Here is a 22,833-nt window from a genome sequence, read left to right on the forward strand (position 1 = left end):
CTTTATAGGCTTTTTTTCTAGAAATCTTATCAGGGAAATTATAAAGCTTTTTACAATTTTATTCTAGTAAATGGTTTAAATTTATGGGTAATGAACATTCACGCTATACGTATCGGAGACCGTTAAGATATGATTCCCTTTTCCAGACTTTAGTGTACCATTCTTTTTTTCAGTGCCTTCTTCATTTGTGTCTTCTGCTTTTACCTTGGTCGTTTTCCAGCTGTTTTCAGGTCCCTCGAGCTCCTCGACACCTCTTGCTTCAATCTTGATATCACTATTTTCTTGAAGGTATACACTAAGGTAACTGCTATCATTTACACTCCAATTACTTAAAAGCTGTCTTGGCTTTAAGACAAGATCTGTGCTTTGTCCGTTAATCTCTAATTTCAATTTTGCTGGGATAATAAGAGTAGCCTTGAGATTCGTCCTGCCTTCTCCTAAAAGACCATTTTGAACCGGTAAATCCTTGAAGCTGATATAAAGGGTATCACCGTTTCTCTCAACCATTAAATAATCTTCCGTCTTTTTCAACCGGGATTCAGCATCTGCTGTTGCAAGTTCATCATACGTCCCGAATATAGAAACTTCCTCATTGGTCCCACTTTCAACCGTCAATGGGTATGATCCAGAATCTAGAACGACCCTCTGAATTTCTTTCCCAGCCTTTTCATTGAACCCAGGTAAATTCACTGTTTTTTCTTCGCTTTGTACGGCTGCCCTAACTTGATCCATTATTCCACTTGATGTCAGCAGAATTAAACCAATTCCCGTCGTTCCAAGCAATCCTACGAAAAAAACACTAAGAATATCATATTTTACAAAGGAACTTTCTTTTCTGGAAAAATAGATATAGAAGAGAATTTCGACTCCCAAAATTATAAAAAGTAACGGCCACCAAGATAGAAGAATCGTCGTCATATTCATATTTGTAATTTGAGAAATCAGTAAAATCATACCTAAACCAACCAGAGAGACTCCCATTGAAATCGTTCCGACTCTCCATGTTCTCATTTTGTCTCCTCCTTGTCTCTCGCTTTTTTACTTCCAGCTAACAATTTAATTCCTCCAGCTATAAGAAGGATACACACGAGTCCTTTTTGAAAATAATCTCTAAACCAATATTCTAAGTTGCTTCCAACCCATTCGTCTAAATGAGGTGCAATTGCCGGAACGATAATGTTACTTGCCAAGAAATAAATTCCTATACCCACCAAACCAAGTCCTACCCATTTTTGCTGATTGACAATTCCCGAAATAATAGGCGTATCTTCAACAGGTCCTTCCCCCATTTTAGACGCTTTTTGCAATCCATCGAAAAAACTGTAAAACCAGATGATCGGAATAAGGAAAAAGAAGAAACCTAAACGTAATAAATCCAATATATAAATGGCGAATAAAAAGCCGGCCATCAATTGGATTCCGCGTTTTTGCAGTCCTAAATATAAATGACCTGCCCCAGGGAAAATGGCGAATAAAGTCGCGACCGATTTACTCTTCTTCCCGGATTCCCGTCTCTCCTCGAAATCTTCCAACACGGTCCGATCAATAAGCTCCTCACCCCGTTGCTTTTTATTCAGCTGTTGAACAGAATCAAAAAAACTGTAAATCCAGATAACCGGCAATAGAGCCATGAATATTAACAGACCCTCCATTTGTGTCATCACACTGATGAACATCACCATAATGCCAAGGCCTAAAAAGCCAATGAGAAAAATGAGTCCCCGATTCATGAGGCCGAGCTGAAAATGTCCGAGACCAGGCACGAATGAAAGGACAATTACATAGAATCTTTCTGTTTCCGACTGATCCACCATTCCCCCTGCATCCGTTTCGCTTTTAGGATTTCTTAGAGAGGTAACTACCAAGTCAAATATACTGATAAAATAAAACACCATTCCTATAATAGAAAAGGCAAGAAACGCTTCCACTTGACTAATCAATGTAAGAAAAAAGCCTCCCAGCCCTAATCCAAGCGTGGCCAGAAAATAAAATAAACCTTTATATCTCCTACCTATGTAAAAATGACCAAAACCTGGCAGAAATGATAACAAAAAAGCTATTATCGGACTTTTATTCATTTCTAAACCCCTCCTTATTTTTCTTTTCAATAGAGTCCATCCAATTAAACGTTTTATCAATAAGATCATCAGTTAAGGTCTGATTTTCCTTTATAGTACTTGATTCCACAGAATCAACGTATTCAGTCAGGGATTGAAAAACTCCGCCAGCCATTAATAGAATCGTAAAACCAGCAGCAATCAGGTAATGCCTTGTAATCGTTCTAAGAGATTTTTCTTTTCTGATTTGCTTAGCCTCTTCAAAAGATACTTTATTTAGTTGAGCAATCGAGTCCATAACAGAATCTGCAATATCAAGATCTTCAACGTTCAGACTAGATTCGGCTCTTTCCATAGCCTCCATATAGACTGCTAAACACTCATCACAGGAGTATAAATGATTTTCATATTCTATTTTTAGAGCATCAGGCATCTCATCCGCCAAATAAGTAATCCACTCTGCTTCAGAAACATGGTTCATGAAAAATCCTCCTCTTTCCAATGTTTTCTCATCCAATTCCTTGCCCGATATAGCTTTACCTCAACAGATTTGACTTGAATCTGCTGTTCCTCTGCAATTTGCTGGAATGTTTTTTCTTTTATGTAATAGCCATACACAACGTCACGATACCCCTCCGGAAGGTCATTCAGCTTCCGTAATACTTGTTTTCGCCTTTCATTTCGAAAAAATACTGCCTCAACATCATCTGATAAGCCTAAATGAGCTTCCGAGGGCTGTTCTTCATGTAAATCTTCCTTTTGCCTTTCTTTCTTTCTCTTCAAATCTATTGCATGATTGACGGCAATACGCGTAATCCATGTTTTAAAACCTTGATTTTTATATTGAGGAAGAGAAGTATAGATTTTGATAAAGACTTCCTGGGTGACATCATCTGCATCCTTTTGATTGCGTAAAACGGAATAGACGGTTCTAAAAATCGTCTCCTTATACGTTTCTATCAATATCCGGAAAGCATGATCATTTCCACCTCTCACCTTCTCCACTAACTCATCTGTCACTTCTCTCCCTCCTTTCATTTAAACATTCATATATTAGACGACACAAAAAGGAGTTACCCCTACAGATAACTCCAAAAAAAATATAAAATTAATTTCAAACTCATAAGTTCCAGTATTTCCTCGTAAAATTCTTTATAACCATGTGAAAACCGCATCACTTAGAAAAGTGATACGGTCAATTATTAACGTTTATTGATTTCTTCAACCAAAATTTTATTAACAAGTTGTGGATTAGCTTGGCCTTTTGTCGCTTTCATGATTTGTCCGACAAGGAAGCCGATTGCTTTTTGTTTACCAGCTTTAAAATCTTCAATTGATTGCGGGTTATTATTCAAAGCTTCTTCAACCGCTGTTCGTAATGCACCTTCGTCAGAAATTTGGACAAGTCCTTTTTCCTTAACGATCGTTTCTGCGTTACCACCATTTTCGATCAACTCTTTGAATACCTTTTTCGCGATTTTAGAAGAAATTGTACCATCTTCAATCAGTTTGATCATTCCTGCCAATGATTCAGCAGTCAACGCCACATCATGAAGCTCTTTCCCTTCTGCATTTAAGAAAGCAGAAACCTCACCCATGATCCAGTTCGATGCAAGTTTAGCGTCAGCACCTGAAGCAACCGTTGCTTCAAAGAAATCAGCCATTTCCTTTGTTACCGTTAAAACAGCAGCATCATACTCTGGTAAACCAAATTCTTCAACGTAACGTTTTTTTCGTGCATCTGGAAGTTCTGGAATCTCCGCAGTAATGCGTGCCTTCCATTCTTCGTCGATATGGATTGTCAATAAATCTGGTTCCGGGAAATAGCGGTAATCATCAGAGCCTTCTTTAATACGCATTAGAACTGTTCTACCTGTAGCTTCATCGAAACGACGTGTTTCCTGTTCGATTACGCCGCCTTCATTCAATACTTCAGCTTGTCGGATTTCTTCATGCTCCAACCCTTTACGCACGAAGTTGAATGAGTTCAAGTTTTTCAATTCAGTTTTCGTACCGAATTCTTTTTGCCCAACTGGTTTCAAGGAAATGTTAGCATCACAGCGAAGTGAGCCTTCTTCCATTTTACAATCGGAAACACCCGTGTATTGAATAATGGATTTCAATTTTTCCAGATAAGCATACGCTTCTTCAGGAGAAGTGATATCCGGCTCGGATACGATCTCAACAAGCGGCGTACCCTGGCGATTGTAGTCACAAAGTGAATAGTTCCCTTTATGTGTCAGCTTACCAGCATCTTCTTCCATATGAATACGGGTAATGCCGATTTTCTTTTTCTTGCCACCAACTTCGATTTCAATCCAGCCATGTTCACCGATTGGCTGATCGAATTGAGAAATCTGGTAAGCTTTCGGATTGTCTGGATAAAAATAGTTTTTCCGGTCAAATTTCGTGATTTCTGCCACTTCACAATTTAGCGCGATAGCAGCTTTCATTGCAAAATCAACAGCCTTTTTATTGACGACAGGCAATACACCTGGATAGCCAAGATCGATTGCAGTCGTATTGCTATTTGGAGAGGCACCGAATTGGTTCGGGCTCGATGAGAAAATTTTTGAATCTGTTTTTAATTCTACGTGTACTTCTAGACCAATTACCGTTTCAAAGTCCATTTTTTTCACCCCTTACAGCTTAGGAAATTGTTTATGAAAATCTGTTGCTTGCTCAAATGCGTGAGCAGCGCGGTAAATCGTGCTTTCATCAAAATGCTTACCAATCATTTGCAAACCAAGTGGAAGCCCATTAGCAGCGAAACCACAAGGTACAGAAATACCTGGTACCCCAGCAAGGTTGACTGGAATCGTTAAAATATCATTCGCATACATCGTTAATGGATCGGCAACTTTTTCACCAATTTTGAAAGCTGGTGTAGGTGTTGTCGGTCCAACGATTACATCATATTTTTCAAATACATCTTCAAAGTCTTTTTTGATCAGTGTACGTACTTTTTGAGCCTTTTTATAATAAGCATCATAGTAACCAGAGCTTAAGGAGAAAGTTCCAAGCATGATACGGCGTTTTACTTCGTCACCGAATCCTTCCGAACGAGTTTGCTTGTACATTTCAATTAGGGTTTCTGCATTATCCGTACGGTGACCGAAGCGAACGCCGTCAAAACGGGAAAGGTTTGCCGATGCTTCTGATGAAGAAAGCAAATAATATGCTGCTAGGGCATATTTAGAATGCGGAAGGGAAACTTCCTCCCATACAGCTCCAAGTCCTTCTAATACTTTTAAAGCTTCAAGCACAGAATTACGTGCTTCTTCCCCAACACCTTCACCAAGGTATTCTTTAGGAACTGCAATTTTCAGCCCTTTAACATCGCCTGTTAATGAATTCACAAAATTCGGTACGTCCAAGTTAGCAGATGTGGAATCCATTGGATCGACGCCTGAAATCGCTTCAAGAAGGTATGCATTATCTTCAACCGTTCTTGTCACCGGACCGATTTGGTCTAATGAAGAAGCAAACGCCACAAGTCCGAAACGGGAAACCCGTCCATATGTAGGCTTTAGACCGACAACTCCGCAGTATGCAGCTGGTTGGCGAATCGATCCACCTGTGTCAGAACCTAATGAGAATAAGACTTCACCAGAAGCGACAGATGCAGCTGAGCCACCTGAAGAACCACCTGGTACATAATCCGTATTCCATGGATTGCGTGTTGCCTGATATGCTGAGTTCTCATTTGAAGAACCCATCGCAAATTCATCCATGTTCAATTTTCCAATTGTCACCGTTTCTGCCTGCTGTAATTTTTGAACAACGGTTGCATCATAGATTGGATCGAAGTTCTCCAAAATTTTGCTCCCACAAGTCGTCCGTAAATTTTTAGTAACAATATTATCCTTCACACCGATTGGCATGCCAAACAGGGCGCCTCGACCCTCGCCTTTTACTAATTGGTCATCCAATTGTTTTGCTTGGTTGCGGGCGTTTTCTTCGTCTAATGTCAAAAATGCCTTCACCTTGTCTTCTACCTGTCCGATTTGCTTATACGATTCGTTAACAAGATCAGTAACGCTGATCTCTTTATTATGTAAACGTTGATGAAGCTCGGAAACTTTTTGTTCGAACAACGACATCATTGTCCCTCCTTATTCCATAATGGCTGGCACACGGATATATCCTTCTTTGCTATCCGGTGCATTCTTAACTACTTCTTCTACTGGTAATCCTGGTTTTGCAACATCTTCGCGCATTACATTTTTCATATCCAAAACGTGAGAAGTCGGGTTTACCTGATCCGTATCAAGTTCATTCAACTGCTCCGCAAACGAAATCATTTGTTCAAGCTGATTCTGAAACTGTTCTGCTTCTTCTTCCGTAATTGCCAAACGAGCCAAATGGGCAACGTGTTTTACTTGTTCCATAGAAATTCGTGACATTCTCTTCACCTCCGAAAAAATATCCAAATCGACTAAAATAGTCGCTTTTCTCCATAAAATCATCGTTTAAATCATATCAAACTATTGCACAGTAAAGCAACAAGAGATACCATGTCGAAATTCAAATATTTCTTAAAGAAAAAGAAGTATTTTCCGGGAAATATGAGAAAGTTGCCGAAATTTCCGGGGGAATTCCAAGAAGGAGTCAAATTAGTCAAATGTTCTCGATTCTTGCAAAAATCCCTTCCTAACTAGGAAGGGATTACATTTCCATTAATATGCTTCTGAAGTCGTTTTTCCTTGCATATGAAGAACAAGATAATCAGGTCCTCCTGCTTTTGAGTCTGTACCTGACATATTAAAGCCTCCAAACGGCTGATATCCTACAATTGCGCCTGTACATCCACGGTTGAAGTAGAGATTTCCCACATGAAAATCGTCACGTGCTTTTTCCATATGTTCACGATTATTCGTAATCACTGCTCCCGTCAGGCCATAATCCGTATTATTTGCAATCTCAATCGCTTCATCAAAGTCTTTTGCTTTCGAAAAAGCAACAACTGGGCCGAAAACCTCTTCTTGCATGAGCCGGGCATACGGATCAAGGTCGGCAATGATCGTTGGTTCAATGAAATAACCAGTCGTATCATCACCCTTACCACCCAAAGCTAAACGGCCTTCTTGTTTCCCAATTTCAATGTATTCCATGATTTTTTTATAAGCTTGATCATCGATGACCGGTCCCATAAAGTTTGCACCATCCTCTGGATTTCCAACGGACAATTCCTTTGTCAGCTCTAAAGCACGCTCTAGCACCTGATCATATGCCTCTGCTACAATGACAGCCCTTGAACAAGCTGAACACTTTTGCCCGGAAAAACCGAAAGCCGAATTCACGATCGATTGAGCAGCCAATTCAAGGTCCGCATCCTTATCGACAACAATCGTATCTTTGCCACCCATTTCCGCAATCACCCGCTTCAGCCAGATTTGGCCTTCATTCACTTTTGCCGCACGTTCATAAATTCTCGTACCTACTTCACGAGATCCTGTAAATGAAACAAAGCGGGTGCGGGGGTGATCGATAAGATAATCGCCTACTTCTGAACCGCTCCCCGGAACAAAGTTCAATACACCCTTAGGCAGGCCTGCTTCCTCCATCACCTCCACAAATTTAGCTGCGATAACTGGAGTAGTCGAAGCCGGTTTTAACAGAACCGTATTCCCCGTTACGATGGCTGCAACAGTCGTTCCTGCCATAATAGCAAAAGGAAAATTCCAGGGGGAAATAATAATTCCCACTCCTAGTGGAATATAATCATAGCGATTATTTTCATTCGGTCTGCTCTGTACAGGAATTCCGTCTTTTAATTTGAGCATCTGCCTTGCATAAAACTCTAAGAAATCGATAGCCTCAGCCGTATCACCATCTGCCTCATTCCAAGGCTTGCCAGCTTCTTTCGTCAGCAAGGCCGAAAATTCATGTTTCCTCCGTCGGACAATAGCTGCCGCTTTGAACAGTATATCTGCCCTTACTTCAGGCTTTACCTTACGCCATGTCTGAAAGGCCGCATCCGCTGCCTGAACCGCCTTCTCAGCCAAATCACGATTGGCTTTCGATACATAGCCTATCACTTCTTCTTTTTTAGCTGGATTAATAGAAATAATTTTATTTTCTGTAGAGATTTTCTCTCCACCAATGACTAAATCATAATTCTGACCTAAGTATGTTTTCACCATGCCTAACCCCTGTTGATACGCCTCGCTATTTGCCACTTGAGAAAAATCCGTAAACGGTTCATGTTTATACAATTGCACCAAAACAATCCCTCCCTGTTTTAAATAACTTTTCAACACTATCAATCTTATTCTAACTAAAACTGTCAAACTCTTCAAATTATGTATAAATAAGATAATTGTATTCAGGAATAATAGCCAAGCATAAAGCCATTTTGTTAAGGTTACTCATGGCTGGATTGTTCCAAATAAAAAAGATGAAGCTTGTTAAGCTTCATCTCAGTTTGTAGACAAAAGGGGCTCGGAAATAAAAAATTCCGAACCCCTTTTGAGATTCCCTTTGAATTTTGGCCCAAGGTTAAGAGAGTTGGCCATTTTTGGACCTTGCCATGTCCAATTGGCCATCTTCTTTAAATTAATGGCAGCGAAAGTGAGCATCGCCTGCATCGACAATTTTTTAAGTCCCCTTAAAGTAGTCCAACGCATACCATGCTTTTCTTTTGCATCTGCGGCAACGGCTTCGGGTTTTCCGACTTTCTCAATCACTTATTCAACAAGTGGCTCTAATATATGACTATCATGCGTATTTCCAGGTGTTACAATCGTTCCAAGTACAAAACCGTTGCGGTCTGTGGCCGCGTGAAATGAATAGGCAAACTGCTTTGTTCGTTCATCTTTGACATAGTAGCCACTCTCACGGTCAGTTGTACTTTGTTTAATTTCTTTGGTTTCTTCCTTATTAAGTTTATCTGGGGGAAAAGGTTTTTTATTATAGTTTTCACGGTCTTGATTTATTTCTTCTTGATGTCCACACGTGTTTCCTTGCGAACGAATTTCTTTTCAAATTTCCGCTTATTCGCACTATTTCACATGTGTGGAATCGACAAATACGTGTTCTGCACTTATTAACTTTCTATCGGCAGCTTTCATTAAGATGCGATAGAATATCTGTTCAAACAGGTCTGGATCTTTAAAGCGTCGCTCATAATTTTTGCCGAATGTTGAGAAGTGCGGCACTTTATCATAGAAACCGTAACCTAAGAACCAACGGTAGGCCATATTTGTTTCAACTTCTTCAATCGTTTTACGCATTGAACGAATACCGAAGGTATATTGAATGAATGTCAGTTTAACTAAAATAACTGGATCGATACTTGGGCGACCTACCTCTGAATACATATCTTTCACCAAATCATAAATGAAAGTGAAGTCAATGGCTGCCTCCATTTTACGAACCAAATGGTTCGCTGGCACCAGTTGATCCAAAGCAATCATTTCAAGTTGATATCGCTGAATAGAATCATGTTTAGAAAGCATCCTTATCACCTCAAGTTTTATACTTCTATTTTAAAACTAAAAAGACTGTAGGAAAAAGGAGTTCAATCTAAATGTTAAAACAAAGTTGATTGGAACGGAAGGTACGAGACTCCTGCGGGGAAAGTGTGTCCAAGGGAGACCCCGCAGGCGCAATGGCGCCGAGGAGGCTCCCGGCCCACCCGCGGAAAGCGAGTGCCTGGAGTGGAAATCAACAGTCAAATTTTAAAAACCTAAAAAAACTGTAGACAAACTCAATTATTATCGAGTTTGTCTACAGTCTGAGATGAAGCTTGTTAAGCTTCATCTTTTTTTATTCGTATATATGCACGGTTGGTTCATCTTGATTTGCCTCTCGAACAATAAGTGCTTCGGGTCCATTTACAGAAGTGATCGATACTTGTACGGCAATATATTTAGGGAAACGTTCCATTACAAGACCAGCTACATATTGTGTAAAGCCAATCGCTTCCGAGTTTCCATAAAACTGGATAGGGATATCGATGTTCAAGCTTTGTAATTGGTCATCCATATAAAATGCCCTGCCGATAACTCCATTAAAGTTAGGGAAATATTCTTCAACATCCTCTTTAAAATTTGTGAATGTGTTGACGTCATCCCGATATTTTTTTTCTGCACTTGCCGAAGGAAATAGGAAGTATTCTTCGTTTAAGTTTGTCCATTTTCCAATATTGTCAGAGTTCTTATCGATATTGGTATAGGAAATGAAATTCCCAGGGACTACTGAAGACTTTTCATTTTGCTCGAATAAGGCAATCGTAATCGGGACATTTTTCAGCTTGTCCATTTTACGCAGCCTTTTTAAGACTTCTGCAGCAATTTTCTCCCCTTCTTGTTTTAGTTCTTTACTATCAATTTTCTTTTCATAGGTTGCCCCGTATGCCTCTTTTTGATAGTAATGCACTGAATTCAGCGCAAGACCTATTACAACTCCGCCAAGCTTCACTGAATTATCTTTTGTTTTTACCAAGTAATTATGTTCTAAAATATGGGCAAGATAGATCGGATTTTCTTCATTCCGCTTAGCAATGTCACCTTTACCTGGATCAACCGGATTCAAGCCAAGGTTCTTTGAGGCTTTCATGTCCTTTTCTTTCAACTGACTATCGGTATATTCTCTGTTCAACCAGGATGATATCGTGGAACTGTCGAGCATTTGCCCCTCTTGAAATAGGTAATTTTTCGGGTCAAATTGAGTTTGGGCCAACCGCATCAGTCCATTTTCAAACTCTTCGATATCATATCGAGTATTTAAATTCGAAACGACCAAACCGCGGGCTTTTGATGGCTCAAACGGAAGAATCGTTTGATAATATTCTTCCGAAATTTTATACTTCGGAATAATTGCTGTATCTTTATCACTTTTGGAGTCTTGAACTACCTCTTGCTTATCCTCAAAACTAGGTGCACATCCAGCAAGAAGTAGTATAAGAATCATCCCCAAAATAGAGTGTTTCCTCATAACTACACCTCTTATTTTTTTAGTTCCTCAATCAGTCTCTCTTCATCCCATACGAGAACGCCTAGGCTTTCTGCCTTTTCTAGTTTGGAACCAGCATCTTCACCGGCCACGACCAAATCCGTTTTCTTGCTGACACTTCCAGCAACGTTAGCTCCTAGCGCCTCTAATTTTTCTTTCGCTTCATTACGTGTTAGCTGATGCAGTTTCCCTGTCAAAACGACTGTTTTTCCAGCGAAAATGGAATCGATTTCTTCTATAGAAACAGCTCTTGCCCCTTTATAGGTAAGGTTCACACCGGCTGTTTCCAACTCATTCAACAGTGCATGAACTTCCTCCAATTCAAAATACGCTACGATGGAATCAGCCATTTTTTCTCCAATTTCATTAATTGCTGTAAGTTCTTCACGGCTCGCCTTGCTTAAGGCTTCCATAGTGCCGAATTCCCTCGCAAGGGTCTTCGCTGCTTTCGAACCAACATGGCGGATACCAAGCCCGAATAGTAATTTTTCTAGCGAATTGCTTTTCGAAGCCTCGATTGCCTGAAGGAGTTTATTGACGGATTTATCTCCCATCCGTTCCAATGCTATCACTTGATCGTATGTAAGCTTATAAATATCAGCTACATCCTGTATGAGCGCTTCCTTAAATAACTGGCTAATTACTTTTTCACCTAAACTGTCGATATTCATTGCTGTCCGTGATACAAAGTGAATCAAACCCTCTCGGATTTGTGCCGGACATTTCGGGTTGATGCATCGTAAGGCGACCTCCCCGTCCAGTCGGACAAGCTCGCTATCACATTCTGGGCACTCAGTCGGCATCTGGAACTCGACTTCTTCCCCCGTTCGACGTTCTGCTAGTACATTGACGACCTCTGGAATGATATCGCCGGCTTTTTTCACGACCACTTGATCTCCAATACGGATGTCCTTTTCACGGATTAAATCTTCGTTATGCAGCGAAGCTCGTTGCACAGTCGTTCCCGCTACCCGGACAGGATCCAAAACAGCCGTTGGTGTCAACACTCCCGTACGGCCAACATTCAGCTCGATAGCTCGTAATGTTGTGATGACTTCTTCGGCTGGAAATTTGTAGGCAATCGCCCATCGCGGACTTTTTGCCGTAAAGCCTAGTTCATCCTGCTGTTCAAGTGAATCCACTTTTACGACAATTCCATCGATATCGTAGGCCAAGTTTGGACGTTGTGCAGTCCATTCTTCAATATAGGCAAGAACTTCTTCTATATTCGTACAGGTTTTTCGTTCCTTATTTGTTTTAAACCCTAGTTCATCCAATAAATCTAGACCCTCGCTATGAGAACGGACCCCTGTTTCACCTAAATCAGCAATCGAATAAAGGTATACATCTAAGTTCCGTTTCGCGGCAAGTTTTGGGTCAAGTTGTCTCAAAGAGCCAGCAGCTGCATTACGAGGGTTTGCAAAAGGTTCTTCCCCGCGTTCTTCCTTCGCCTTATTTAGAGATTCGAATGATTTTTTTGGCATGAATGCCTCACCACGCACTTCTATGGCAATAGGCTCCCGAACCTTCAATGGAATTGACTTGATTGTTTTCAGATTTTCTGTAATATCTTCACCAATTGTTCCGTCTCCTCGGGTTGCTCCTCTTACGAAATATCCATTTTCATATTGAAGTGTGACGGCAAGTCCATCTATTTTTAATTCACATACATAGGAAAAATCGTCACCTACAGCCTGTCGGACCTTTCTGTCGAAATCGCGTAAGTCACTTTCATTGAAAGCATTACCTAGGCTAAGCATCGGTGTCGTATGCTCCACTTTTTCGAACATATCCAGGATGGCCCCACCGACCCGCTGTGTTGGAGAATCTGCTGTTTTCAGCTCGGGAAATTTCTCTTCATACTCAATTAATTCACGTAAAAGCCGATCATATTCAGCATCAGGTACGGATGGCTGGTCCATCACATAATATTCATAGCTATATTGGTTCAATAAAGTTTGCAGCTCAAGAACAATCTTCTCTGCAGCTTGTATGTCCATACGTTCAATCCTTTCTAAAGAAGACTCCACCACACTTCATCTAGAAGAGCGGTGTCTAAGTCAGATATCCCTATTCTTCACCAGTAGACGCATATTCATAGCTTAGGCTTTTTCTATTGGTGCAAATTTGGCCAATAGGCGTTTAATGCCGATTGGACTTGGGAATGCAATATCCAGTTCTTTTCCTTCGCCTTCTCCTTTTACACTCACCACGGTTCCAATCCCCCATTTTTTATGGGAAGCCTTGTCACCAACGGCCCAACCAATCTCTTCACCGCCTGTTGCAGATGGGGCAGAAACAGCTCGCCCAAAGGTAGGCATTTTTCTTGTGGAAGCCATCGCAGTGTTCCCTGTTCTAGCCGGAGAACTGAATGGAGTCTGCTTTGATCTAGGAGCCGGTTTCGGTTTAAGATCTTCAAGAAGTTCCTCTGGTATTTCACCGATGAAACGTGACACTGGATTCATGCTCGTCCGTCCATACAGTGTCCGCATTTGGGCATTACTTATGAACAACTCATTTTCAGCCCTTGTAATCCCCACATAAGCAAGACGGCGTTCTTCTTCCATCTCCTCCTCATCCATGAGCGAGCGGCTATGAGGGAAAACCCCTTCTTCAAGGCCAAGTAAAAAGACTACCGGATATTCTAGACCTTTCGCCGAATGTAGTGTCATCAACGTTACCGTATTTGTAGCTTCTTCGGAGTTCTCATCTAGTTGATCAATATCAGCAACCAACGCCAGGTCAGTTAAAAAGCCAATCAATGATTTGTCCTCGCTGTTACTTTCGAATGCTTTCGTTACAGATAAAAACTCATCTATATTTTCAAGACGGCTTTGTGATTCAATTGTTTTTTCTGCTTGCAGCATCTCACGGTAACCGGTTTTTTTAATGACTTCTTCCACCAGTTCCGTCACAGATAAGTACTCCTGCTGATTTGTATAGTTAGTAATTAACGTGTGGAATTCCCTTGCTGCTTTGGTAGCCTTCCCGCTTATCCCAATCATTTCCACGGACTCAAGAGCTTTATAAATGGAAAGATCATATTGATCTGCATAATCTGCCACTTTGTCCATTGAAGTTGCACCAATGCCACGTTTGGGTACATTTATTACACGGCGAAGACTGATGTCATCATCAGGGTTTGCAATTAGACGAAGATAGGCAAGTAAATCCTTAATCTCTTTACGATCATAGAACTTAGTGCCGCCGACGATTGCATAGTTTATATTGGATTTAAGCAGCACTTCCTCCATAACCCGTGATTGCGCATTTGTTCTGTAAAGGATTGCTATATCGGAATATTTTCTACTGCCGTCCTTAGCTAATTCATTTATCTTTCCAGCTACAAATTGTGCTTCCCCTTGTTCATTGTCTGCACGGTAATAGAAAAGCTTATTACCATCTACATTCTCGGTCCAAAGATTCTTTGGCTTCCGGTTTCGATTATTATCGATGACCTTGTTTGCCGCTTCAAGAATCTTTTTCGTTGAACGATAATTCTGTTCAAGGAAAATCATATTGGCATTCGGATAATCTTTTTCAAATGAAAGGATATTCGCAATATCCGCACCGCGCCAGCGATAGATCGACTGATCTGAATCCCCTACAACACAGAGATTACGGAATCGTGAAGCTAGCAGTTTAACAAGCATATATTGAGCCCGGTTTGTATCTTGATACTCATCAACATGAATGTATTGAAACTTTCGTTGATAATATTCTAGCACTTCCGGTATAAGTTGGAACAATTGAATCGTCATCATGATCAAATCATCAAAATCTAGGGCTGAATTTTTCCGCAAACGCTTTTGGTATTCTGTATATACATCTGCCGTTACTTTTGTAAAATAATCTGACGCAGTTTTGAGGTATTCTTCTGGTCCGACCAATTCATTTTTTGCTGAACTGATACTACCTAAAATGGCCCGGTAATCATATTTCTTTGTATCCATATTACGGTCTTTCATAATTTGCTTAATGACTGATTGCTGATCCGTCGTATCTAATATTGAGAAATTCCTATTAAATCCAATCCGATCAATATCTCTTCGCAAAATACGGACACACATCGAGTGGAACGTTGAAATCCAGATATCTTCGGATGCACCGCCCAGAATGGTACGGATTCTTTCTTTCATTTCACGTGCAGCTTTATTAGTAAACGTGATTGCAAGGATATTCCAAGGTGCTATTTCCTTCTCAACCATCAAGTAAGCAATACGGTGAGTCAGCACACGCGTCTTTCCACTTCCTGCCCCAGCCATAATTAGGAGTGGACCATCTGTTGCTTTTACTGCTTTTTGTTGCTGTTCATTCAAACCTATAAGTAATTTTTCCGCTAAATATTGCATTATCACACCACCTATACGAACATTCGTTTCGTTTTAGTATACTATATTTTTTCCCTATTTACATTTTGGTCAAATTTTCATTTTACTGCCTCAACTGTTGCAAGCGCCGTTTTCAAATCTTCATAGATTACATTACCAACAACGATAACGTCCGCAAACTCCGACATCTCTTTGGCCTGCTCTACTGATTTAATCCCACCGCCGTAGAATAGCACAGTATTCTCCAAACTCTCTTTCGCGGCTTCCACCATCTGGACATCGCCATAAGCACCGCTGTATTCAAGGTAAAAAACCGGAAGTTTGAACATCTTTTCTGACATCATTGCATAAGCGCCCACATCATCCATATCCAGATTCGTATTGGCTTTCGTCAATTGAGCTACCTTACACTCAGGATTTAAGATGCAATATCCTTCTACGAAAATTTCATCCCAATTCAAAAGGTATCCGTATTCTTTGACTGCTTGCTGATGCAGTCTCATCATCCAATCCGGATTGGTGCTATTTAGGACACTCGGAATAAAATATAAATCGAATCCCGGCGTCACTGTTTCAACTGATGAAATCTCCATCACACATGGGACTGTATATCTCCTAACTCGCGCCATTAAATGAAGTACATTCTCAAGCGTAATTCCATCTGTGCCTCCAACCATAATTGCATCTGTACCAGATTCACAGACTTTTTCTAACGCCTCATCGCTTATTTCTTTATTTGGATCGAGTTTGAAAACATGTTTCCACTCGCGAAAATCGTACATTATAATCCTCCATTCACACTTCCCATTACACCATTATAGCATTAAGATTTTTCATTAAAAAAGAGAAGTGTCGATAAAATGTTTACCAACAGGAAACCTCTGAATCTAAAATCCAATATAACACGGATACGCCTGGAAGGCAGCTGCTATAGAAAACGCTATGCTCAAAATAAAAAGCCAGGAAACGAATTCCTCGGCTTTTTCTAATTCATACAATATAAAAAATCGAATTCATTAAGATTCCGTTGTTTCTTCAACGTTTTCCTTTATACGGTTAAGAGCCATGGTGTAGGCATCATTTCCGTAGTTTAAACAGCGTTTAACCCTAGAAATCGTGGCCGTGCTAGCTCCTGTTTCGTTTTCGATTTTATGATAGGTTTTACCTTCTTCAAGCATACGGGCTACTTCAAGGCGCTGTGCTAATGATGAAATTTCATTGACAGTACATAAGTCATCAAAAAATCGATAGCATTCGTCTAAATCGCGCAAGGAAAGTATCGACTTAAACAGCTGATCCGTTTCTTTCCCTCTTAACTTATCAATTTGCATGTTTCTCCCCCTCAATTTTCATGGGTATCAAAATGAGACGGCTTCTACTAAACCAGGTTGATTCGGAATAATATTGACCCAAGTTTTCCCCGGTATCAACCCTACTTCTTTATCGTTTTTCACTGGTATAATTCGACCATCCTTATTAACCCATTCTACTTCATTGGCCTTCCCCTTTTGAAGTAAATAACCTTTTCCGCCACTTTTCAAATCAATTTTGCGGCGTCCTTTATCGTCAACTATCTGATGATCGGCTTCAATGATGAATATATTATCCAGTAAAATCGGTTTGCCAGATTTATACTCGACTGTTTGCTCACCATTCGAATAACGTTTATATTTCTCTTCTGTTCCTTCATATTCATACTTAACATTGAACGCTGCCGATCCGTAGGATATCTCAATTTCCAAAGCCGATTCCCCTTGCAGACCAACCGCCTCTTCCTCTGTAAGGAAGGTAAATGGCTCTGGTGCACCGGTCAGCTCATATCCTTTTTCCTTCGCGCCCTTTTCAATATTATCAAAAGAAGTGTAGGAATTATGGGGTGCATTTCGATCTGTAGAGCGCTGAAACAAAGTACCATCATAATATAAGCCGTTCAAGTTATCAATATATCCTTTGTCCAGCATGGTTTTTGCCTCGGGGCTATTCCCATGACACACATAGATGCAGTCCAAACCTTTGGCCATTTCGATATAATAGTCCCTTGCACTCCGAACCGGTCCGATTTGGTTCGGCATTTTACTTTGATAAACAGCTAAAAGTCTGGTTATGTCGCCTTCCGCCAGCAATTCATAGACTATGTCTGCATCTGAGAGACCAGATTGTGGACGCGCTTTTAGATGATTATTAATCATCACAGCTACAGCCCTTTGCTCGGTATCTTCATTCGTGGCTACACCAGTAAGTGGAAACATGTTGGAAGGCTCATTTTTAACATCTGTATTTTTAATGACAGCTGCATCTTTCGGCTTACTGTCATCTAGTACAGGTTCTTCTTTAGTCGAACAGCCTGCTAGCAGAAAAATAGCAATAATGATGAAAAGAACTCTCTTAAATTTCATCTTTCCACTCCCCTGATTTTTTAACCATTTCTTCTCTTATATTTTAACGCATTATAGTAGGAAAGAGTATAGTTTTATTCATTACATCATATACTCCTCGCTGGGTTACCCTTATATAGGGAAGATGAGTTGTTGAAAAGAATGAAAGGGTATACACCGGGTCAGCGAAGCGATAACCTCTTTCACGAAGCAACTTTTTCAACTCGTTCTCTTCTTTAATTAGTTCAGGAACCTCCTTATTGGACATGATTCCTTTTAATTTTAAAGGCAGTTCATGTATCACCTGGCCGTGTTCAGTCAAAACGATACCACCACCAATTTCCTTCAGGCGGTTAAATGCCAAATGCATATCCTGTTTCCGTTTACCAATTAAGATTATGTCACCCGTATTTGTATAAGAACCTGCAAAACCACAAAGTTTATTGGCAAAGCCTTTTAGTATCGTATTAATACGCCATTTACCTTCACGATCAATGAGCATGAAAAAGCATTCATCATCTTTAAAGGTCAGTTCTTCATGACCAACGTCATTAGAAAGTGAATATGGCTTCGTGATTACGTTATTGACCAGTTCAATTCCAAACGGCATAGAAAATTCAAAATCTTCCTTTAAACTGAGATCCCAATCGAGCTCAAGCCGGTTAAAATCAAAATCGCTCCAGTTGATTTCCTGTGAATCGGGAATTACTTCACCATCTCGTTTTACCCATTTCCCCTTTGCCATTACAGAAACTGGTGCGGGTTCCTCTTTATCGGTTAGAAAATTAATGTTGGCAACCCTTCCAGTAGCAATATTTCCATGAAGATATTCAATGTTATAATAGCGGGCGATGTTGATGGTTGCCATATTATAAGCATCAATGACCGGAACACCTTGCTCTATTGCTATTTTGATTAAACAGTCTATAAAACCACCCTCATAAAAAGACGGAGGTGATCCATCTGTTGTATAAAAAAATTTGTCATAATGATCGATGCCCAGATCATGTATTTCTTGTATCATCTTAGGAAGATCCGGTCGGATGGAAGAATGCCTTAGTGAAACATAATAACCCTGTAGCAGACGTGACATGACCTCATCGCCTGTCATTGCCTCATGATCACAATCAGCACCAAACAAAGTCATCTTCGCCAACGTTTTCTCCGACGCACCCGGAAAGTGTCCTTCTATTTTCTTCCTCATCCTCTTAGCTTCCTGAATCCAGTGCAACATCATGTCATCCCCGTCGAGAAGCTTCGGCCATCCCGTTAGTTCACCGCCCTGTAGTACGGCATCATGCTCTAGCCAAGATTTAACTGCACCATGTGAAAATACCGTATCCTCATCGACCAATTCCGTTTGTCCATCAAAGCGACTCCACCAATACATTGTAACAGGAATATTACGAAGTTCTTTCAAAAGAGAAAACGCTTTCTTTTTTTCTAATTGCAATAGAAATGGCAAGTTATCATTGATTAATGTCGTTGTCCCAAAATGAGATGCATAACGTGAAAAAGAAAGGGGATTATATAATTGAGAAGGATGTGAATGTGGCTCAATATATCCCGGGACCAAGTACTGATTTGTGCAATCAACCATTTCGCAGCGGTCTATATTTTCAGGAAGCTTTTCGCCAACATAGATTATGCGATCATCATATATCCAGATATTCGCTTTCACCCATTTTCGTAAAGCCTGATTTAAATAAGTCGTATTTTTAAGCAGAATGTGTGGTGCCCTATTGCCATCCAGCACATCAATATGTTCACGTAGATGTTTATTTTTCCATCTATAGCGCTGTTCAAGCATAAACATTCCCCCATAATTTTTTTGAAACAAATGCAATAAAAAAAACCATTTTTAACCCAATTTCATTTCATACTAACATACTTACTGGATTAGCACAGTAATGTTAACTGAAAAATTGTTAATTTTTTGTGAAAGGATGTACTTATTATGAAGTTTAAACAAAATATTAGTATAATAAATGCACTTATGCGGATTACCTGTGGTTTTACCCTTCTATCATGGGCAACAGCAAAAATGGTTAAAAAACCTTGGAAAAACCAATCTTACTTATTTGTCGTCATGATATCTGCTATGAAAATAGGTGAAGGCATTCTACGCTATTGTCCAATCGTGGACGCTATGGAAAATGGACAAACATTAATGAAAAAAGAACAAAAAATGGAAAATAACTTTAATCCAACTGATTCATATTAAATCTTTTTCTAAAGAAGAAGCTGACTCTCTTAGAGTCAGCTTCTTTCAAATTATCAGGATAAATTGTATTGAATGGCACGATAACCGATATCTGTACGCCAAAACAAGCCGTCTTTTTGTACATGACTCAATTCTTTATATACTTCAGCTTGAGCAGAGGCTAAATCTTTTCCTTTTGCAGCAACCAGCAGCACACGGCCACCGTTTGAAACAAAAAACCCCTCGCTATTTTTAGCAGTTCCTGCATGATAAATATGAGCATCTGGATTAATCTTGTCCAACCCTTTAATGATTGAATTTTTTTTGTAATCTCCAGGATACCCCTCTGCCGCTACTACTACCCCAAGTACTGCTTCTTCATGCCATTCAAGTTGTAAATCCTTACCTAAAAGGACCGCTTCAAGTGTATCAACGAAATCCGTTTTTAGCCGCGGCAAAACAACTTGCGTTTCCGGATCTCCAAAACGTGCATTGAACTCAATGACTTTTGTCCCTTTTTCTGTAGCAATTAATCCCGCATATAAAATACCTGTAAAACGACGGTCTTCTGAAATCATCGCATTTACTGTTGGCTGTAAGATTGTTTCGACTGCTTGCTGAACCATATCATCGGAAATTTGCGGCACCGGTGAATAGGCGCCCATTCCGCCTGTGTTTGGACCTTGATCTCCGTCAAAAACGCGCTTATGATCTTGGGCGATAACCATTGGATACACTTTTTCACCATTGACGAATGCCATCAACGAAAATTCCTCGCCATCGAGATATTCCTCGATAACAACTTTGGCAGAAGCTTCTCCAAACTTAGCTCCAACAAGCATATCGTGGATTGCGTCTAACGCCTCTTCCATCGTCATTGCGACTACGACACCTTTGCCTGCAGCCAGGCCATCTGCCTTAATAACAATGGGTGCGCCCATTTTTTCAATATAAGCCTTTGCTGAATCAAAATCAGTAAACGTTTCATATTCCGCTGTCGGAATGCTGTAGTTCTTCATTAAATCCTTAGCGAAAGATTTACTTCCTTCAATGACCGCAGCCCTGCTATTTGGGCCGAACACCTGTAGGCCCGCTTTCGCAAAGTCATCAGCTAGTCCGTTCAATAATGGCGTTTCTGGGCCAATTACCGTCAATGAAACTGCATTTTCTTTTGCAAAAGCAACCAAATCCTCATGATTTGTTTCTTCAATGGGCACCAGATTTGCTACATCGGTCATGCCCGGATTTCCTGGTGCTGCAAAAACTTTCTCCACCCGTTTACTTTCAAACAGTTTGCGGGCAATAGCATGCTCTCTGCCACCCCGGCCAATCACTAGTACATTCATTATCGCACCTCATCTTTGATTAATGTTTAAAGTGGCGAATCCCTGTGAATACCATTGCAATTCCATATTCATCAGCTTTCTTGATTGAATCTTGGTCTTTTACAGAGCCACCCGGTTGAATGATTGCCGTAACGCCTGCTTTCGCTGCCGCTTCAACAGTATCATCCATTGGGAAGAAAGCATCCGATGCCAAGGCACTGCCTGTTGCTCTTTCACTGGCTTGTTCTAGAGCAATTTTTGCAGCTCCGACACGGTTCATTTGACCAGCACCAACACCTAATGTCATTTGATCGTTACATACCACGATTGCATTGGATTTCACATGCTTCACGATTTTCCAGCCAAGTTCTAGGGCTTTCCACTCTTCAAGGGTAGGTTCGCGTTTTGTTGCTACTTTTACTTCTGCGTCCTTCAAGCTGTGTGCATCACGATCTTGAATAAGTAATCCGCCTTCAATTGAAGTCAATTTTCGTTCAGGTTTTTTAGCTGCGTTGAAATCAATTGTTAACAAGCGAAGGTTTTTCTTGCTGGTTAATACTTCCACTGCCTCTTCTGTGAACCCAGGAGCAATGATGATTTCAAGGAAAATTTCATGAAGCTTTTCCGCAGTCGCTTTATCTACTTCACGGTTCAGGGCAATGATTCCACCAAAGATGGAAGTAGAATCCGCCTCGTATGCTTTTTCGTACGCTTCTAAAATGGTCGTTCCGACACCGACGCCACAAGGATTCATATGTTTGACAGCTACTGCTGCGGGCTCATTGAATTCTTTAACAATTTGAAGTGCAGCATCTGCATCATTAATATTGTTGAAAGAAAGCTCTTTTCCGTGTATTTGCTTCGCTTCAGCAATTGAGAAAACCGAACCAAGCGGTTTTTTATAAAAAGCTGCCTTTTGATGCGGATTTTCCCCATAACGAAGCGACTGTTTCAATTCATAAGTAACAGTCAATGATTCTGGATTCTCTTCTTCAGCGAGCTCTGTCATGTATTCAGAAATAACAGCATCATATGCTGCAGTATGGCGGAAGACTTTTGCAGCCAAACGGCGATTCGTTGTTTTTGAAACTCCTCCGTCTTTCAGCTCAGCCAATACGGTTGGATAATCATTGGAATCAACGATAACCGTCACATACTCGTGGTTTTTTGCAGAAGAACGAAGCATTGTCGGTCCACCGATATCAATGTTTTCAATTGCATCTTCTACAGTAACATCCGGTTTAGAAATTGTAGCTTGGAATGGGTATAGGTTTACACAGACAAGTTGAATAGGCTCAATATTATGTTCTGCAAGCTGTGCCGCGTGATCTGCATCACCATGTTTTGCTAAAACTGCTCCATGGACATTCGGATGAAGCGTTTTAACGCGTCCATCTAAAATTTCCGGGAAACCAGTGACGTCACTGATTCCAATCACGTCTACACCATTATCCTGCAACGTTTTTTTCGTACCGCCGGTTGAAATAATTTCAAACCCTGCTTCTATTAATCCCTTAGCAAATTCTACAATACCTGTTTTATCCGATACACTAATTAAAGCACGTTTCTTCATGGTATGTTGGT

The 22,833-nt window shown here is 40.4% G+C and carries 18 protein-coding genes and 1 pseudogene; 1 reads left to right on the top strand and 18 read right to left on the bottom strand.

Features of this window, described 5'->3' with window-relative positions; all coding sequences use genetic code 11:
* Window positions 1-81 precede the first annotated feature (81 nt).
* From ACQKMR_RS21355 to ACQKMR_RS21430, 16 genes and pseudogenes are all read right to left on the bottom strand, one after another.
* Window positions 82-1,011, bottom strand: coding sequence for a LiaF transmembrane domain-containing protein (locus ACQKMR_RS21355; protein WP_427699126.1), 930 nt, complete (start codon window positions 1,009-1,011; stop codon window positions 82-84).
* Window positions 1,008-2,078, bottom strand: a complete 1,071-nt coding sequence (locus ACQKMR_RS21360; RefSeq protein WP_427699127.1) for a hypothetical protein — start codon at window positions 2,076-2,078, stop codon at window positions 1,008-1,010. Before ACQKMR_RS21360 ends, ACQKMR_RS21355 begins: the two co-directional genes overlap by 4 nt.
* Window positions 2,071-2,538, bottom strand: coding sequence for a hypothetical protein (locus ACQKMR_RS21365; RefSeq protein WP_427699128.1), 468 nt, complete (start codon window positions 2,536-2,538; stop codon window positions 2,071-2,073). The genes ACQKMR_RS21360 and ACQKMR_RS21365 overlap by 8 nt, the downstream gene beginning before the upstream one ends.
* A complete protein-coding gene (locus tag ACQKMR_RS21370; protein WP_427699129.1) occupies window positions 2,535-3,077 on the bottom strand; it encodes a sigma-70 family RNA polymerase sigma factor in 543 nt (180 codons plus the stop codon). Before ACQKMR_RS21370 ends, ACQKMR_RS21365 begins: the two co-directional genes overlap by 4 nt.
* Before the next feature lie 182 nt (window positions 3,078-3,259).
* Complete coding sequence (gene gatB / locus ACQKMR_RS21375; RefSeq protein ID WP_427699130.1) at window positions 3,260-4,687, bottom strand: Asp-tRNA(Asn)/Glu-tRNA(Gln) amidotransferase subunit GatB; 1,428 nt, start codon at window positions 4,685-4,687, stop codon at window positions 3,260-3,262.
* A gap of 12 nt (window positions 4,688-4,699) precedes the next feature.
* Window positions 4,700-6,160 carry an Asp-tRNA(Asn)/Glu-tRNA(Gln) amidotransferase subunit GatA gene (gene gatA / locus ACQKMR_RS21380; RefSeq protein ID WP_427699131.1) on the bottom strand — a complete coding sequence of 487 codons (1,461 nt, stop codon included), beginning with the start codon at window positions 6,158-6,160 and terminating at the stop codon, window positions 4,700-4,702.
* Between the two features lie 12 nt (window positions 6,161-6,172).
* A complete protein-coding gene (gene gatC, locus ACQKMR_RS21385; protein WP_053344220.1) occupies window positions 6,173-6,463 on the bottom strand; it encodes an Asp-tRNA(Asn)/Glu-tRNA(Gln) amidotransferase subunit GatC in 291 nt (96 codons plus the stop codon).
* A gap of 273 nt (window positions 6,464-6,736) precedes the next feature.
* Window positions 6,737-8,284: an L-glutamate gamma-semialdehyde dehydrogenase gene (gene pruA, locus ACQKMR_RS21390; RefSeq protein ID WP_427699132.1), complete on the bottom strand. Its 1,548-nt coding sequence runs from the start codon at window positions 8,282-8,284 to the stop codon at window positions 6,737-6,739.
* Between the two features lie 195 nt (window positions 8,285-8,479).
* Window positions 8,480-9,517 (bottom strand): annotated as a pseudogene (locus tag ACQKMR_RS21395) (transposase).
* A gap of 310 nt (window positions 9,518-9,827) precedes the next feature.
* Window positions 9,828-10,997, bottom strand: coding sequence for a CamS family sex pheromone protein (locus tag ACQKMR_RS21400; protein WP_427699133.1), 1,170 nt, complete (start codon window positions 10,995-10,997; stop codon window positions 9,828-9,830).
* Window positions 10,998-11,008: 11 nt separating this feature from the next.
* Window positions 11,009-13,015 (bottom strand): NAD-dependent DNA ligase LigA, encoded by a 2,007-nt coding sequence (gene ligA, locus ACQKMR_RS21405; protein WP_427699134.1) that lies wholly within the window; start codon window positions 13,013-13,015, stop codon window positions 11,009-11,011.
* A 102-nt stretch (window positions 13,016-13,117) separates the two neighbouring features.
* Entirely contained in the window at window positions 13,118-15,367 is a 2,250-nt protein-coding gene (gene pcrA / locus ACQKMR_RS21410) for a DNA helicase PcrA (protein ID WP_427699135.1), read from the bottom strand.
* Window positions 15,368-15,444: 77 nt separating this feature from the next.
* Window positions 15,445-16,128 carry a heptaprenylglyceryl phosphate synthase gene (locus tag ACQKMR_RS21415; protein WP_427699136.1) on the bottom strand — a complete coding sequence of 228 codons (684 nt, stop codon included), beginning with the start codon at window positions 16,126-16,128 and terminating at the stop codon, window positions 15,445-15,447.
* 234 nt (window positions 16,129-16,362) lie between these two features.
* Window positions 16,363-16,677: a YerC/YecD family TrpR-related protein gene (locus tag ACQKMR_RS21420; protein WP_053344215.1), complete on the bottom strand. Its 315-nt coding sequence runs from the start codon at window positions 16,675-16,677 to the stop codon at window positions 16,363-16,365.
* A gap of 27 nt (window positions 16,678-16,704) precedes the next feature.
* Window positions 16,705-17,742: a DUF3048 domain-containing protein gene (locus ACQKMR_RS21425; RefSeq protein ID WP_427699137.1), complete on the bottom strand. Its 1,038-nt coding sequence runs from the start codon at window positions 17,740-17,742 to the stop codon at window positions 16,705-16,707.
* Window positions 17,743-17,785: 43 nt separating this feature from the next.
* Window positions 17,786-19,531, bottom strand: a complete 1,746-nt coding sequence (locus tag ACQKMR_RS21430; protein WP_427699138.1) for an adenine deaminase C-terminal domain-containing protein — start codon at window positions 19,529-19,531, stop codon at window positions 17,786-17,788.
* Window positions 19,532-19,678: 147 nt separating this feature from the next.
* Between ACQKMR_RS21430 and ACQKMR_RS21435 the strand changes: the two genes are divergently transcribed.
* A complete protein-coding gene (locus ACQKMR_RS21435) occupies window positions 19,679-19,945 on the top strand; it encodes a YgaP-like transmembrane domain (protein ID WP_427699139.1) in 267 nt (88 codons plus the stop codon).
* A 53-nt stretch (window positions 19,946-19,998) separates the two neighbouring features.
* Here ACQKMR_RS21435 and purD read toward each other — a convergent pair whose 3' ends face one another.
* Window positions 19,999-21,270, bottom strand: coding sequence for a phosphoribosylamine--glycine ligase (gene purD / locus ACQKMR_RS21440; protein WP_427699140.1), 1,272 nt, complete (start codon window positions 21,268-21,270; stop codon window positions 19,999-20,001).
* Between the two features lie 19 nt (window positions 21,271-21,289).
* On the bottom strand, window positions 21,290-22,822 hold the full coding sequence (purH, locus tag ACQKMR_RS21445) for a bifunctional phosphoribosylaminoimidazolecarboxamide formyltransferase/IMP cyclohydrolase (RefSeq protein ID WP_427699141.1): 1,533 nt from the start codon (window positions 22,820-22,822) through the stop codon (window positions 21,290-21,292).
* Window positions 22,823-22,833: the final 11 nt, after the last annotated feature.

It is taken from the genome of Peribacillus sp. NPDC096540 (assembly GCF_050278525.1).
GTDB lineage: Bacteria > Bacillota > Bacilli > Bacillales > DSM-1321 > Peribacillus.

Bases quoted from the DNA above. Each gene is read 5' to 3' on its own strand.
- ACQKMR_RS21355 (WP_427699126.1), bottom strand. From the start codon at position 1,011: ATGAGAACATGGAGAGTCGGAACGATTTCAATGGGAGTCTCTCTGGTT.
- ACQKMR_RS21360 (WP_427699127.1), bottom strand. From the start codon at position 2,078: ATGAATAAAAGTCCGATAATAGCTTTTTTGTTATCATTTCTGCCAGGT.
- ACQKMR_RS21365 (WP_427699128.1), bottom strand. From the start codon at position 2,538: ATGAACCATGTTTCTGAAGCAGAGTGGATTACTTATTTGGCGGATGAG.
- gatB (WP_427699130.1), bottom strand. From the start codon at position 4,687: ATGGACTTTGAAACGGTAATTGGTCTAGAAGTACACGTAGAATTAAAA.
- gatA (WP_427699131.1), bottom strand. From the start codon at position 6,160: ATGTCGTTGTTCGAACAAAAAGTTTCCGAGCTTCATCAACGTTTACAT.
- gatC (WP_053344220.1), bottom strand. From the start codon at position 6,463: ATGTCACGAATTTCTATGGAACAAGTAAAACACGTTGCCCATTTGGCT.
- ACQKMR_RS21400 (WP_427699133.1), bottom strand. From the start codon at position 10,997: ATGAGGAAACACTCTATTTTGGGGATGATTCTTATACTACTTCTTGCT.
- ligA (WP_427699134.1), bottom strand. From the start codon at position 13,015: ATGGACATACAAGCTGCAGAGAAGATTGTTCTTGAGCTGCAAACTTTA.
- pcrA (WP_427699135.1), bottom strand. From the start codon at position 15,367: ATGCAATATTTAGCGGAAAAATTACTTATAGGTTTGAATGAACAGCAA.
- ACQKMR_RS21415 (WP_427699136.1), bottom strand. From the start codon at position 16,128: ATGTACGATTTTCGCGAGTGGAAACATGTTTTCAAACTCGATCCAAAT.
- ACQKMR_RS21420 (WP_053344215.1), bottom strand. From the start codon at position 16,677: ATGCAAATTGATAAGTTAAGAGGGAAAGAAACGGATCAGCTGTTTAAG.
- ACQKMR_RS21425 (WP_427699137.1), bottom strand. From the start codon at position 17,742: ATGAAATTTAAGAGAGTTCTTTTCATCATTATTGCTATTTTTCTGCTA.
- ACQKMR_RS21430 (WP_427699138.1), bottom strand. From the start codon at position 19,531: ATGCTTGAACAGCGCTATAGATGGAAAAATAAACATCTACGTGAACAT.
- ACQKMR_RS21435 (WP_427699139.1), top strand. From the start codon at position 19,679: ATGAAGTTTAAACAAAATATTAGTATAATAAATGCACTTATGCGGATT.
- purD (WP_427699140.1), bottom strand. From the start codon at position 21,270: ATGAATGTACTAGTGATTGGCCGGGGTGGCAGAGAGCATGCTATTGCC.
- purH (WP_427699141.1), bottom strand. From the start codon at position 22,822: ATGAAGAAACGTGCTTTAATTAGTGTATCGGATAAAACAGGTATTGTA.